Raw genomic sequence first — 13,552 nt, forward strand, 5'->3', positions numbered from 1 at the left:
CAGCCGAACGTGGTTGAATGGCAGCACGTTATCAAACGTCAGGCAACAAATTCGCCGCGCCGCGCCCTGAATTCCGGCACCAACATGTCGCGAAAAGCTTTGACTTTGGCGCTGGGCCAAACGTCAGGATGACCGACAAGCCAGATATCCATATATGATTGTGGCTCCAATGCTGGCACCTGCACCAATCCCGGAGTGTGGCGCCCTAAAAACATAGGCATCCGCACCACGCCAAGACCCGCGACCGCCGCCCCGATCATCGCCGCCATATCGTTGCACGTCAGGATCACGCGGCTGTTGGGGAACCGCGCCTGAGCTGCCTTAGGCACCTGCGCGTATTGCTCATAAATGATCCAGTCGACCTGAGCCTCAGGCCCTATGGCCATGCGTTCGGCCCAAATCGGTGCCGCGAAACTCGCCGTTTCTTGGGCTGCCATGCGCAAACCCGTCAACGTGTCGCCTGGTGAACTGCTGATACGCACGGCCAAATCAGCTTCGCGGCGGGCTAAATCCGCCAGTTCATTGTTTGCCTTTAGGGTCACGTCTACCTTCGGATGCGCCGCGACAAACCGCTCGATCACTGGCGCGATGAATGGCCCGATCATCAGCTGCGGAGCCGTCAGTACCAGCCGCCCGGAAAGGCGTTGATCCCGCCCCTGCAATTGCCGCATCATATCGAGCTCGCGCTCTTCCATGCCGCTGGCGTGTTCCGCCACCCTGAGGCCAGCCTCGGTGGGTCGATACCCATCGGCCAAGCGCTCAAACAAAATGAGGTCCAAGGCCGCCTCCGCCCGCGCCACACGCCGTGCCACGGTAGTGTAGTTCACGCCAAGGCTTGCGCCCGCCGCAGCAAGCGAGCCGCCGCGTATCACGTGTAAAACCGTGCGAAGATCGTCCCAGTCTGTCGTCATGACATGCAGTATTGCATGCCTAATGTGCAAATCCACGCGTTTTTGCAAATGCGCGAAAAGCCTAGGTTGGTTACACCACCAACCCGCAGGGAGATTTCCAATGATTTACGCCTACGCCAAATTGACCGTCACCAATCCCGAAGCCCTGGCTGCCTACCGCGACAAAGCTGGCGAAGCTCTTGCCCGCCACGGCGGCAAGGTGGAGCAGGCCAGCGGCGCGACTCTGGCCATTGACGGCACGCCGGACATGCCCGACGTGGCCGCGATCCTGTCTTTTCCCGACAAAGACAGCGCGCTGGGCTGGATCAATGATCCGTCGTTGGCTGACGTACACGCGCTGCGGCGCAACGCGGGAGGATCCGACATCGTCCTGCTGACCTAGGCGAGACTTACCTAAAGTCCCCGATATAGACCCTATTGCGCCGAGAATCGCGGCGCAGTAGGATTCAGTCATGGCCATCTGCATCCTATACAAGCCATCCCGCAAAACCCGTCCGCGGTTCTACCGCGTCGAGATTGCAATGAACCTCTTTGAGGAAGTCTCGGTCATGCGCGAATGGGGTGTTGCCGGCGGTCAGGGACGGTCAATGGTCAGCGTCTTTGGCAATCTGCGGGAGGCGTCCAACGCCGCCGACAGCTATCGCCGCCGCGCGCAACGACGTGGGTATCAGCGCGACTAGTTCGACAGCCGCGCCACAGCCCGCGCCAACACGTTCAGACCGGTCACAAGATCCGCCTCATCGGTGTCCTCTGTAAATGCGTGACTAATCCCGCCAATTGACGGCACAAAAAGCATGGCCACCGGCATCAACGCAGAGACACAGGTTGCGTCATGCAGCGCGCCGGACGGCATTTCGCGCCATTTCGCTGGCGCTTCCGCCTCCGCAGCGTCGATAAGCGCCGCTTTCAAACGGCTGTCCATCGCGACGGGATCCAGCGCCCAATAATCGCTGATCTCTACGCCAAGTCCACGCGCCTCGCCTACCTCTCGCGCAATGTCACGGATGATTGCTTCCATCGTGTCCAGCCGCACCGGGTCGCGGTCGCGCCATTGCATCGAGAACCGCACCTCACCGGGCACAATTGAACTGGCGTTTGGATGCACGCTGATATGTCCATTGGTCCAAACCGTGCTGTCGCTCACAACCGGAACAAAGGCCGCATTGATCCCGCTGATACACGCCACCAATCCCTGCACTGCATCACGGCGGTAATGCATCGGTGTGGTCCCTGCATGGTTCTGATCGCCGGTGAATGTGATGTTGAGATCGCGAATGCCGACGATGTCACTCACCACCCCAATTGCCTCACCCGACTGATCAAGCCACGGCCCCTGCTCGATGTGCATCTCGATGAAACCCGTGAAAAGGGCCGGATCGACAAATCCATCGGCCAGATGCTCCACAGCTGCCCGCGCCTCGCCAAAGGTCACCCCGTCGAAATCCTTGAACCCGTCTGCAGTTTCCAACGAAACCCCACCGGACCAAATCGAACTTGCCGTGGTGCCGCCAAAGCGGCCTTCTTCATCCTGAAAGGCGACCACCGAAACCGCTGGTCCGCCCGCCTCTTGCGCTGCCCGCGCCACTTCCAGCGCAGCGATCACGCCCAGCGCCCCATCGAGCCAACCGCCCTCCGGTTGGCTGTCTGAGTGTGATCCCATCAGCAAAGACGCGCCTTCGGCCAGCCCCCAAACCGATCCCGCCGGATCCACATGAGGCCGCAATCCCGCCGCCTCAAACTGGGCACACAGCCAAGCCCGCGCATCCAGATCAGCCTGCGAAAACGCCGGACGTATCACGCCTTTGCCAACACCTGCCGCGCCGAAACTGCGTAATTTGTGCAGGTCTTTCAAAAAACGTTCAGGTTGGATCTTCATATCGGCCTCCGAGCTTTCTGTTCCCAAAATACCGCCGCCGGAGGCGCCCGCAACAACAACCCTCGCGCAAGCCAAAAGTCGCCAACACCACCGCTGCAAAAAGCCCCTGCGTCATCCCCCTTTCCCCGATCGCGAAGGTGGCTTACTCAGGGCACACGTTAAAGGAGCTGCCGCATGCCGCATATCACTCTGGTCCGCCACGGGCAGGCCAACACCGAAGCCCGCGATGAAGAAAGCTATGACCGCCTGTCCGAGCTCGGTCACCAGCAGGCCGCATGGCTGGGCGGTCACATGCGCGCCACTGGCGATCACTTTCAACGCGTGTTCACCGGCGCCATGCGGCGACACCGCGAAACCGCATCCGGCATGCGGGCGCAGGATCATGCCGAAGTTGTCGAAGACCCACGCCTGAACGAATTTGCTTACTTCACGCTGAGCCAGCTGATGGAAGAGCAACACGGCCTAGAGGTTCCCACAGAACGCGAGGGATTCGTGCGTCATCTGCCGACAGTTTTGGGCGCGTGGGAACGTGGCGAAATCGAAGATGTGCCGGAAACCCACACAGAGTTCTCGACCCGCGTGCGCGATGCGATGGCTGAAATCGCTGCCGGTCAGGGGCGCGCGCTGGTGGTTACCTCGGGTGGTCTGATCGGAACCGTTTTGCGTCAAACGCTGGATCTCGATGTGTCGGGGTGGGCGCGCATGTGCCTTGCAATCCAGAACACGTCAGTGCACCGCTGGCAAATGGTGCTGGATGAGCCGCTTTTGGTGCAGTTTAACATGATCTCGCATTTGGAAGCACCAGACCGACAGCACGCACAAACCCATCTTTGATCGGTATTTGCCTTTTGGCGTGCGGACAGGCTTAAATGCACCATGACTCGCGTGGGCGCCTGAGTGGCGTTCCTAAATTTGCGGGGCGGGAGGGGATATGTTTGCACGATTTTTTGCAGCGTGCCTGATGGCTCTACTGAGCCTTGGCGCGCCTGTGACCGCATCCGAATGGCAATTCCTCTCGGCGGCTGACGCTGGCAGCGGCGAAGGCTCTGATCTGGCGCGCGTTCGGAAACAGGGACATGTCGCGGGCGTCATGCTTGATCTGGAGACAGACCGCTGGGTCATGATCGCGTCGATCCTGGCGTTTGAGGGTGACGCCCCTGTCGAAATGCGCGTGCTACGCAAAGGCGAGACCTTATCGCGGGCAATTCCGCAGAACCAACGCTCAAAAAACTCTTCGTCATTGTCAGGGCAGGAAACGCTGATCTTCTGGCTGTCAGAGCCTGAACTGGAATGGCTGATGTCCGGCAGCGAACTGCGTCTCAAGGTCGGTGACCGGTTTTACGCCTTTCCGCTTACTGGTTCGCGCACAGCGTTGTCACGTCTGATCGACACACTCACCCCGATGCGCGAAGCGATGGCCGACGACCGCCAACATAGCATGGGGCAGGCAATGTCGGATTGCGATCAACAGGCGGCGCACCCTTGGGATGACCGGCGCATGGTCGAGCATGGCATTGAGTGGGGCGACATGTATGGCGAGGTTGCGGTCGCTTCCTGCCGCGAAGCCGTGGCCCACGCGCAAGGCACTGAACGGGTGCAGATGCTTTATCAACTGGGCCGGGCGCTCGACAAAACCAAGGACCCCGAGGCGCTGCGGGTGCTGTTTGAAGCCGGAGAAAACTACGGTCACCCCATGGCGCTCAATCATCTTGCACTGCTGTATTGGGATGGTGATTACACCGACAAAGATCTGGTTCTCGCCGAGCGGTTTTTTCGCATGTCGCACGATCGTGGCAACGTGGTTGGGTCCTACAATCTTGCGCGGTTCTACCTGAAGGAACATGGCGATGAGGCGTCGCGACGCGACGAGGCTTATGATCTGTTAGGAGCCGCTGCGACGGACGGATATCCGCAAGCTCAGGAGCGGCTGGGCAAAGAGATCATGGCCGGAAAAATCGCCGGGCGGCCGGACTTTGAAGCGCTTTATTTTCTTGAGGAGGCCTCAGAGGCCGGACGCGGCGGCGCCAGCATGGCTCTCGCGGAAATATACCGCGATGGCACCTTGGTAGGTGCGGATCCAAAACAGTATCTGAAATACCTTAAACGCGCTGCTAGTCAGGGCAACGCGGCGGCCAAGAAAGCGTTGGGTGTCGAGTGATGCGTCACACCTGATCTAAGGCTTCACGCCTTATCGGCATGGTCCTTGTGCACAAATTTTGCGTCACAGTAGGGGCATTCCACCCAACCATGCTCCATCGGCATTTGCAGCCAGACGCGCGGATGACCCAAAGCGCCCTCCCCGCCATCACAGGAAATGCGATAGCTGTCCACGATCTTGGTTTCGGGGGCCTCGATGGTCATATCTGGGTCGTCCTTGACAAAATTACTGCGCCGCCCGCGGTTGTAGGGTCCGGCGGCTTTGGATAAGCACGGATCATAGGGATTGCGCAGCGAGGAGCAAGAGCGGCCATGACCCAGAACGCCATCGAAATCGCCGGGCTGCAAAAGACATACCGCGGCGGGCGCAACGAACCTGAGAAACACGCTCTTAAGGGTGTGGATCTGAGCATTCCCGCAGGCTCGATATTTGGCCTTTTGGGACCCAATGGCGCGGGTAAATCCACTATGATCAACATCATGGCGGGCCTTGTGACAAAAACCGCAGGTTCGGTACGCATCTGGGGGTTTGATCAGGATGAAAACCCTCGCCAATCCCGCGCTGCGATTGGGGTGATGCCGCAAGAGTTGAACCTCGATCCTTTTTTCACACCGCGCGCAGCGCTGGAGGTTCAGGCCGGACTTTATGGCGTGCCGAAATCCCAACGCCAAAGTGACGAAATTCTTGCAATGGTTGGCCTGTCGGACAAAGCCGAAGCTTATGCGCGCACCCTTTCTGGCGGCATGCGGCGGCGCCTTTTGTTGGGCAAAGCGTTGGTGCATCATCCGCAAATTCTGGTTTTGGACGAGCCGACGGCTGGCGTGGACATCGAATTGCGTCAAATGCTGTGGGCAAACATCCGAAAACTAAACGCCGAGCGTGGCATGACCATCATTCTCACAACGCACTACCTTGAGGAAGCCGAGGAGATGTGTGACGAAATCGCGATTATCAACCACGGTGAAATGGTGGCACGGGACAGCACCGCAAACCTACTTGGGCAGATTGACAGCAAATGCATGGTGATTGACCCCGTAGAGACACCCGTCCGACTGCCAGAATTGGCCGGAGTCGATGTGGCTCAGCGGGACAGCGGCGCACTTGCCCTGACCTACCAAGCAGGTGCCACCAGCGCCGAAGACGTTTTGCGCGCAGTGCGCGACGCGGGCATTGCGATAGCTGACGTGAAGACAGAGCAAGCCGATCTTGAGGATGTTTTCCTCAAACTGACAAAATCATCCTGAACCTTAGGGTGGATCCTACGCTTGCTCACGACGGCGACCCCACCCCCTCAATACGCAGCAGATAACAATTGTTCTTGGCGGAGCGGGCGTGCACATAGGCGACCCGATCCTGCGCAAGAATGCTTTGCGCCTCTGACGCGACGCTGGATTTTTCTACGATAGCACCGGTGCCATAAACGATCCGGTGATCTTCTGAATACCCTTTTATCAGATAGGTTGGTGATGTGCTCAGCACATCCGGAGACGTCGCTGGATCGGCATGTGCCTTACATTCATCCGCGCATAGGAAAATTGGTCCGGTTTCGGCATAGGGTTGTTTTTCAGGAAACGGGCAATGCGCGAGAACCAGCATACCCGCGCCCTTTGGGATGTTTTTCAGACAATGACGACAAGGCGCCCCGTCGCCGTCAGACGTCTGGTGTTCCGCAGTCCTGCCATAGGCATCAGCGCCCCCCCGTTGATAGGCACGCGCTTGGGGTGTGGGCATTGGCATATAGTGCAACATGGGAACCTCCGTCTGAATGATGACATCAGCCTGGATCAGGCCCCGCTCTCAAGCGACCCGAAACCTGCGCAAAGGCCTCAGCGCAGCGCAGCGACGGCCATGTCGGAGAGTTGCTCTGTCAACTTTGTAAGAAAGTCTGCCGGCTCATCGGCCCGCGGGCTGTACCAAAACACCGGCGCGTTGATCAGCAGCAGCAAGGATTGCAGCGTCACCGAAAGGTTCTGTTGGCGAAAGCTGCCATCCTTCATGCCGGCGCTGAGAATCCCGCGAAAGATGTCTTCGTACTGGCGTCGCTCCACGCGAATCCGCTCGAACAACTCCCGCTCGAGGGCCGTTGTGGATTTTTGGTTGATGCCGACGTAGGACTGAATGATCACCTTGTGATACGGCAACGTCCGCAGAATTTCCGGGATGTGAAGCGCGATCATCCTGCGCAGGTTGATTTCGGGGCTGGTCGCGGGATCAACCGCAGGCCCAACGACGTCATGCACAAAATCAGACGCGCGCAAACAAACTTCCGCCAGCAACACTCCCTTTGAAGGAAAGTGGTGGTAAATCCGACCCTTAGTGGATCCTAGATGGCGCGCGACGTCGTCAATTGACGCGGCATCCGCACCCAAGCGCATAAAAACTTCGGCCGCGGCATCCAGGATTTCGCCCTTGGATTTACTCATCGGTTTCTTGGCAAGTTGCGCCGACTGGCCCGACATTCACTCATTCCCTTCGCGGCTTTCCCTTGCGTGAGGCACGTCGGCTGACGTGACGTCGCAGGGGCGGCCTTCGTTGACAGCATACTCGGTAGTATGTTTGCATCACAAATGCAACGCCGATGCCCCATGACTCGGGTGCGCGGCGCAGGGAGGAATTACAAGATGACGGACCTGGACACTTTCCGGGAAGAAACGCGCGTTTGGCTGGAGGCAAATTGCCCCGCCGAGATGCGCGAACCGATGGGCGAAGACGACATTTGCTGGGGCGGACGTTCGTTCGAATTCAGCTCCCCAGCGCAGAAACAGTGGCTGGATGCGATGGCTTCCAAAGGTTGGACTGTGCCTGCATGGCCCAAGGACTGTGGCGGCGCGGGTCTCTCCGGTGCAGAGCAGAAAGTGCTCTCCGAGGAAATGAAACGCATAAATGCGCGGCCACCTCTGCAAAGCTTCGGCATCTGGATGCTTGGCCCTGCCTTGTTGCAATTTGGATCGGACGAACAAAAACGCCATTACCTGCCACAGATTGCGCGAGGTGAAGTGCGCTGGTGCCAGGGGTACTCCGAGCCTGGTGCCGGATCGGACCTTGCCAGTTTGCAAACCAAAGGCGTCGACAAGGGCGATCACTTTGAAGTCACCGGTCAAAAGATCTGGACCTCATATGCTGATAAAGCTGACTGGATTTTCTGTCTCGTGCGCACTGAGCCTGACGAGAAGAAGCACACCGGCATATCCTTCCTGTTGTTTGACATGGAAAGCGAAGGTGTCACCACCAAACCGATCAAGCTGATCTCCGGCGCATCCCCGTTCTGCGAGACATTCTTTGACGCGGTCAAAGTGCCAAGCGAGCAGATCGTTGGCGAGCGTGGCCAAGGTTGGACCATCGCGAAATACCTGCTGACGCACGAGCGTGAAATGATTGGCGGGTCCGATTCGGCGATCTTTGCAAAATCCGACCTGATTTCTGACGCGGCACAGGCCATCGGCTTGGATGATGCGGGGCGTCTAGATGATCCGATGATGCGCGCCGATCTTGGCAAGTTCATTGTCGATGAAATGGCCTTTGACGCCCACGTCGCCATGACCCGCGCCTATATGCGGGCCGGTAACGAGTTGGGCGCGCGGTCTGCGGAGTTGAAATACCTTGGCACCGAACTCAACAAACAGCGCCAGTCGCTGCGAGTAGCCGCGGGCGGCGCGGATGATCTGGTGTGGGAAGGTGCGTCCAACGACGCCGGCCAAGCGGCCAAGGACTGGCTGCGCTCAAAAGCAAACAGCATCGAAGGCGGAACGTCTGAGGTCATGCTGAGCATCCTGTCCAAAGCCATTCTGAAGATGCCGGGTTGAGGGGTTGATCATGGAAATTTTGAACGAAGATATGGGCCTTGTGGCCGAAAGCGCCTCTGGCCTGCTGAGCAAATCCCACCCGATCACAGCCTTTCGCGCGTTGCGCGACAGTGGGGTGGCGCTTGGCTACGACAAGGCCATCGTTGGCGAAATGGCCGAGATGGGCTGGATGGGCATCGCGTTGCCCGAAGAGGTGGACGGGGCTGACTTTGGCTTCCGCGCAGCGGGACTGATTGCCGAGGAAATGGGTAAAAACCTGACGGCGGGCCCGTTTGTGTCGACCGCGGTGCTGGCCGCGACCGTTCTGCGCACCGCAGGCGGAGACGCTCTTGCGCAATGGGGTCCTCGTATCGCGGGCGGCGAGGCCGTGATCGCTTTGGCAATGGATGAAGGCGTCAAACACCGCCCTAACCGTATTGTCACAACAGCAACCAAAGGCGCCGATGGCGTCACGTTGAATGGCCGCAAGAGTTTCGTGGTGGATGGTGTTGACGCAGATCGTCTGATTGTCGCCGCCAAGTCAGGCGACTCGTTGATGTTGGTGATGGTTGATCCGCAGACGGCGGGCGCCTCGGTGACATCGCAGGTCATGTTGGATCACCGCAACGCTGCTGTGGTCACGCTCGACAATGCAACCGTGCCAGCCGAGGCCATCTTGGCAGAAGGCGATGCGGCGCGGCTCGCTTTGGGAGCGGCTCTGAACGCTGGGCGCGCCGTATTGGCGGCCGAACAGTTGGGCGTTGCCCGCGCGGCGGCCGAGCAAACGTTTGAATACCTGCGTACGCGCAAACAATTTGGCGTTCTCATCGGCATGTTCCAGTCGCTGCAGCACCGCGCGGCGGATCTGTATTGCGAGCTGGAACAAACCGCGTCGCTGGTGGCCGAAGCGCTCAACGCGTTGGATCAGGGTCGTGATGACGCCGAAGCGCTTAGCCGCGCGGCCAAGGCGAAAGCCGCACGTCTCGGGCGTCAAGCCACCGAGGAAGGTGTGCAAATGCACGGCGGAATCGGCATGACGGACGAAATGGATTTGGGTCTTTTTATGAAGCGTGACCGGGCACTTACCGAGTTTCTGGGCGACGCGGGCCACCACACGGAATGGCTTCTGCGACAGCGCGGCATCTAAGAAGTTGCCCTTGACGGAAACGTAAAGGGCGTTTTGCGTGACGTAACGGCGCCAAGACCTATGGAGGGGTCACGACGCTTGACGGCAGGGAGGCGGGTCGGAACACTGACCAGCAATAAATGCCGGAAAACCGGCAATGGGAGGAAAAATTGGAAGTTTTGCAACTGCTCGTCAGCGGGCTTGCGAACGGCTGTGTATACGGCCTGATCGCGCTCGGCTTCGTGCTGATTTACAAGGCGACCGAGCAAGTGAATTTCGCGCAGGGCGATTTCATGATGCTGGGCGCTTTTATCACGTTGGGCCTTACGAACGCCCACTATATGGGCCTGCCCTTCTGGGTGGCTGCGCCGCTCGCCATCGCCATCATGGCGGTGCTGGGATATCTGCTCGATTTCTTCGTGTTGCGTCACCTGTTTGGCCAGAGCCAGACCGCGGTCGTAATCCTGACCATCGCTCTGGGCTTTGTGATCCGCTTTATCGCAGGCCTAATCTGGACCCACGAGCCGCAGACACTGGAAAGCCCTCTCGCGATTGGCGACTTTAACGTCGGCGGCGTGGTTCTTGGCATGGCGGATGTGGCGGTGATCGTTGTGACTGTTCTGCTGACCTTCTTCCTCTTTCAATTCTTCCAGCGCACCAAACTGGGGCTAGCGATGCAAGCTGCGTCGCAAAACCAGATGGCGGCCTATTTCATGGGCATTCCGGTCAAACGCGTGCAGGGCATGATCTGGGGTCTGTCCGGTGCCGTTGCCGCCGTGGCGGGCATCCTTTTTGCCTCCAAAGGGGCCATTGATCCGAACGCGGGCCTTTTGGGCATCAAAGCCTTTGCGGCCGCGGTGATTGGCGGCTTTGGCTCACTTCCAGGTGCCTTGATGGGCGGCCTGATTGTGGGGGTGATTGAACCCTTTGCCTCCCGCTACTTCCCCGCGGGCTACAGCCAGATTGCGCCTTATGCGCTGCTGTTGTTTGTTCTGGTGTTCCGTCCACACGGCTTGTTCAGTCAAGTCCGCACAAAGAAGGTCTGAAGCACATGCGTATTCATTTTAAGACCTCTTACGAGCATGACATCCGACTGTTCCCCGATTGGTGGAGTTTCTTTGTCTATGCCATCCTGATCGCAATCGCCGTGGTGCTGCCATGGTTGATTGACGACTTCTTCATTGGCGAAGTCACCAACGTATTGATTTGGGCCATCGCCGGTCTTGGTTTGATGATGCTGACGGGGCAAACCGGTCAGGCTTCTCTCGGCCACGCGGCGTTTCTGGCGCTGGGCTGTTACTCTTGTATCATCTTCATGGAGCAGGGCCTGCCTTTCCTGATCGCCTTTCCGGCGGCAGGTGTCCTAACTGGCGTCATCGGCACGATCATCGCTATTCCGGCGATCCGTCTTCACGGCATCTATCTGGCGATTGCCACGATGGCTATTTCGATCCTCGCGGATGACATCATCGTTTTGATGGAGCCGATCACCAATGGTGTGTCAGGCAAATTCGCACCCGTGATCAACATCTTTGGCATCGAGATCGAGCGTTGGACGACGCCGGACCGGTTCTATTGGTTGGTTCTGGCGGTGACGATCATCTGTACGCTGATCTATCGCAATATCCTGCGTTCACCTTTGGGACGTGCCTTTGCCGCCGTACGTGACAGCGAAGTCTCCGCAACCGCAATGGGCATCCATATCTCTCGTACCAAGGCGATTGCCTTTGGGTTTAGCTGCGCAATCACCGGCTTGGCGGGCGCCTTAATGGGCTTTTACGCGGGTGCCTTTAACAACGAGACCTTCTCGATTGTGATCTCCATCACCTTGCTGATGATGATCGTAATTGGTGGTCTGGGGTCAATCCACGGTGCGTTCTTTGGCGCGGTTGTTGTGGCGTTCCTGCCGCAATTCCTGTCGATCGCCAAAGAAACCGTGATTGGCGGCGGTGTTGCCATTCCGGGCCTGGAAACCGGCGTGTTTGGCATGATCCTGATCCTGTTCATCCTGTTTGAACCTATGGGCATTTACGGCCGCTGGATGAAAATCCGCATTTGGTTCGAACTGTTCCCCTTTGCGCGCAAAGACATGTTCAAGCGCCAGAAGAGCTACTTGAAGACGGAGCGCCTGAGATGAGCAACCTGCTGGAAATCAACAACGCGACGCTCAAATTTGGTGGCGTCACCGCAGTGAACGATCTGACCTTTTCCGTCGAAGAAGGCGAAGTCTATGCCATCGTGGGCCCAAACGGGGCGGGCAAATCGACTGTCTTTAATCTGATCTCGCGGTTCTATGACCCCTATGCGGGTTCGCTCACTTTCGACGGCAACAACCTGTTGGATCGGGACGCGGATTCGGTGGCCGATCTGGGCATCGCGCGTACCTTTCAGAACATCGAGCTGTTTGACCACGCGACCGTTCTGCAAAACCTTTTGGTCGGGCGGCATCGCCATCGCAACACCAACCTGCTGCAGGAAATGCTGTTCACGTCCAAAGTGCGGCGCGAAGAGAAAAAGCATCGCGAAGCCGTAGAGGAGGTCATCGATTTCCTCGACCTGCAGCCCTATCGCGACAAGATGATCGCGGGCCTGCCCTATGGCGTGCGTAAGGTTGTCGAACTGGGCCGCGCACTGGCCTCTGGGCCGCGGCTGTTGCTGCTGGACGAACCGGCCTCGGGTCTTTCCGTGGAAGAAACACAAGACATGCGGTGGTGGATTGACGACATCCGCAAACAGATGGGGATCACCGTATTGATGGTGGAACATGACATGGGGCTGGTGAGCGGCGTTTCCGACCGCGTTCTGGCGCTTGCAGATGGGGCCAAACTGGCCGAAGGCACGCCAGCGCAGGTCCAAAGCGACCCAGCGGTGATCGAAGCCTATCTTGGCGCGGGAGCAGCATAATGGCCGAAACGCTCCTAGACATTAAAAACATCGAAAGCTTCTACGGGCCGATCATGGCCATTCGGGGCGTGTCGCTGAAGGTGGAAAAAGGTCAGGTTGTGACCGTGCTTGGCGCCAATGGCGCAGGCAAATCCACTCTGTTGAAAACCATCTCCGGCATCATGGACCCTGAAAAAGGCCAAGTGGTCTTTGACGGGCGTGAAATCCAAGGCATGGAGCCACACAAGGTTGTCAGCCAAGGCATCGTACATGTGCCGGAAGGCCGCGAAGTCTTTCCGCTTTTGACCGTGGATGAAAACCTGTCACTTGGCGCTTATACGCGCAGCGACAAAGCCGAGGTCGAGAAAGACCGCCAGATGGTTTTTGAGTATTTCCCGATTCTGGCCGAGCGCCGCAATCAGGAGGCTGGCACACTGTCCGGTGGTCAGCAGCAGATGCTCGCGATTGGTCGTGGCCTGATGTTGCGCCCTAAAATCATGCTGTTGGACGAGCCATCATTGGGTCTGTCACCGCTTCTGGTGCAAGAGATCTTTGCCATCCTCAAACGCCTGAACAAAGACGAAGGCGTGACCATGATGCTGGTCGAGCAAAACGCCAAAGTGGCGCTTGAACTCGCGGACGTGGGCTATGTGATGGAGGTCGGCCGGATCGTTATGGACGACACGGCGGACCGTCTGATGGAGAGCGAGGACATCAAGTCGTTCTACCTCGGCCACCAGGAAGAAGGCGCACGCGGCGAACGTCGTTGGAAGCGCAAGAAGACATGGCGTTGATCGGACGCAGGGAGGACATGCA

At 58.4% G+C, this 13,552-nt stretch carries 16 protein-coding genes; 11 read left to right on the forward strand and 5 right to left on the reverse strand.

Features of this window, described 5'->3' with window-relative positions; all coding sequences use genetic code 11:
• Positions 1 to 38: 38 nt before the first annotated feature.
• On the reverse strand, positions 39 to 911 hold the full coding sequence (locus PG871_RS00165; protein WP_270724995.1) for a LysR family transcriptional regulator: 873 nt from the start codon (positions 909 to 911) through the stop codon (positions 39 to 41).
• A 100-nt stretch (positions 912 to 1,011) separates the two neighbouring features.
• Between PG871_RS00165 and PG871_RS00170 the strand changes: the two genes are divergently transcribed.
• Both PG871_RS00170 and PG871_RS00175 read left to right on the forward strand, forming a co-directional pair.
• Entirely contained in the window at positions 1,012 to 1,293 is a 282-nt protein-coding gene (locus PG871_RS00170; RefSeq protein WP_270724996.1) for a DUF1330 domain-containing protein, read from the forward strand.
• A gap of 70 nt (positions 1,294 to 1,363) precedes the next feature.
• Positions 1,364 to 1,591 carry a WGR domain-containing protein gene (locus PG871_RS00175; protein WP_054004397.1) on the forward strand — a complete coding sequence of 76 codons (228 nt, stop codon included), beginning with the start codon at positions 1,364 to 1,366 and terminating at the stop codon, positions 1,589 to 1,591.
• Here PG871_RS00175 and PG871_RS00180 read toward each other — a convergent pair.
• The gene (locus PG871_RS00180; RefSeq protein ID WP_270724997.1) at positions 1,588 to 2,787 is read right to left on the reverse strand and encodes a hydantoinase/carbamoylase family amidase; all 1,200 of its coding nucleotides are present in this window, start codon (positions 2,785 to 2,787) and stop codon (positions 1,588 to 1,590) included. The genes PG871_RS00175 and PG871_RS00180 overlap by 4 nt on opposite strands.
• 174 nt (positions 2,788 to 2,961) lie before the next feature.
• Here PG871_RS00180 and PG871_RS00185 point away from each other — a divergent pair, with 174 nt between their 5' ends.
• Entirely contained in the window at positions 2,962 to 3,621 is a 660-nt protein-coding gene (locus tag PG871_RS00185; protein WP_270724998.1) for a histidine phosphatase family protein, read from the forward strand.
• A 127-nt stretch (positions 3,622 to 3,748) separates the two neighbouring features.
• Positions 3,749 to 4,945: a tetratricopeptide repeat protein gene (locus tag PG871_RS00190; RefSeq protein WP_270724999.1), complete on the forward strand. Its 1,197-nt coding sequence runs from the start codon at positions 3,749 to 3,751 to the stop codon at positions 4,943 to 4,945.
• 23 nt (positions 4,946 to 4,968) lie between these two features.
• Here PG871_RS00190 and PG871_RS00195 read toward each other — a convergent pair whose 3' ends face one another.
• Positions 4,969 to 5,148: a zinc-finger domain-containing protein gene (locus PG871_RS00195; protein ID WP_270725000.1), complete on the reverse strand. Its 180-nt coding sequence runs from the start codon at positions 5,146 to 5,148 to the stop codon at positions 4,969 to 4,971.
• Positions 5,149 to 5,256: 108 nt separating this feature from the next.
• On the opposite strand from PG871_RS00195, the gene PG871_RS00200 reads away from it, so the two are divergent.
• Positions 5,257 to 6,189, forward strand: a complete 933-nt coding sequence (locus PG871_RS00200) for an ABC transporter ATP-binding protein (protein WP_270725001.1) — start codon at positions 5,257 to 5,259, stop codon at positions 6,187 to 6,189.
• A gap of 25 nt (positions 6,190 to 6,214) precedes the next feature.
• Here PG871_RS00200 and PG871_RS00205 read toward each other — a convergent pair whose 3' ends face one another.
• Together PG871_RS00205 and PG871_RS00210 are read right to left on the reverse strand one after the other, a co-directional pair.
• Entirely contained in the window at positions 6,215 to 6,676 is a 462-nt protein-coding gene (locus PG871_RS00205) for a DUF1203 domain-containing protein (protein WP_270725002.1), read from the reverse strand.
• 95 nt (positions 6,677 to 6,771) lie between these two features.
• Positions 6,772 to 7,404: a TetR/AcrR family transcriptional regulator gene (locus PG871_RS00210; RefSeq protein ID WP_270725003.1), complete on the reverse strand. Its 633-nt coding sequence runs from the start codon at positions 7,402 to 7,404 to the stop codon at positions 6,772 to 6,774.
• Between the two features lie 162 nt (positions 7,405 to 7,566).
• Here PG871_RS00210 and PG871_RS00215 point away from each other — a divergent pair, with 162 nt between their 5' ends.
• From PG871_RS00215 to PG871_RS00240, 6 genes are all read left to right on the forward strand, one after another.
• The gene (locus PG871_RS00215; RefSeq protein WP_270725004.1) at positions 7,567 to 8,748 is read left to right on the forward strand and encodes an acyl-CoA dehydrogenase family protein; all 1,182 of its coding nucleotides are present in this window, start codon (positions 7,567 to 7,569) and stop codon (positions 8,746 to 8,748) included.
• Positions 8,749 to 8,758: 10 nt separating this feature from the next.
• The gene (locus PG871_RS00220) at positions 8,759 to 9,874 is read left to right on the forward strand and encodes an acyl-CoA dehydrogenase family protein (protein ID WP_270725005.1); all 1,116 of its coding nucleotides are present in this window, start codon (positions 8,759 to 8,761) and stop codon (positions 9,872 to 9,874) included.
• A gap of 149 nt (positions 9,875 to 10,023) precedes the next feature.
• Entirely contained in the window at positions 10,024 to 10,899 is an 876-nt protein-coding gene (locus PG871_RS00225) for a branched-chain amino acid ABC transporter permease (RefSeq protein ID WP_270725006.1), read from the forward strand.
• 5 nt (positions 10,900 to 10,904) lie between these two features.
• A complete protein-coding gene (locus PG871_RS00230) occupies positions 10,905 to 11,990 on the forward strand; it encodes a branched-chain amino acid ABC transporter permease (protein ID WP_270725007.1) in 1,086 nt (361 codons plus the stop codon).
• Positions 11,987 to 12,757: an ABC transporter ATP-binding protein gene (locus PG871_RS00235; RefSeq protein WP_270725008.1), complete on the forward strand. Its 771-nt coding sequence runs from the start codon at positions 11,987 to 11,989 to the stop codon at positions 12,755 to 12,757. Before PG871_RS00230 ends, PG871_RS00235 begins: the two co-directional genes overlap by 4 nt.
• Positions 12,757 to 13,530: an ABC transporter ATP-binding protein gene (locus PG871_RS00240; RefSeq protein ID WP_270725009.1), complete on the forward strand. Its 774-nt coding sequence runs from the start codon at positions 12,757 to 12,759 to the stop codon at positions 13,528 to 13,530. The genes PG871_RS00235 and PG871_RS00240 overlap by 1 nt, the downstream gene beginning before the upstream one ends.
• The last annotated feature ends 22 nt before the right edge of the window (positions 13,531 to 13,552 follow it).

It is taken from the genome of Shimia sp. Alg240-R146 (genome assembly GCF_947331465.1).
In the GTDB taxonomy this organism is placed as follows: Bacteria; Pseudomonadota; Alphaproteobacteria; order Rhodobacterales; family Rhodobacteraceae; genus Shimia.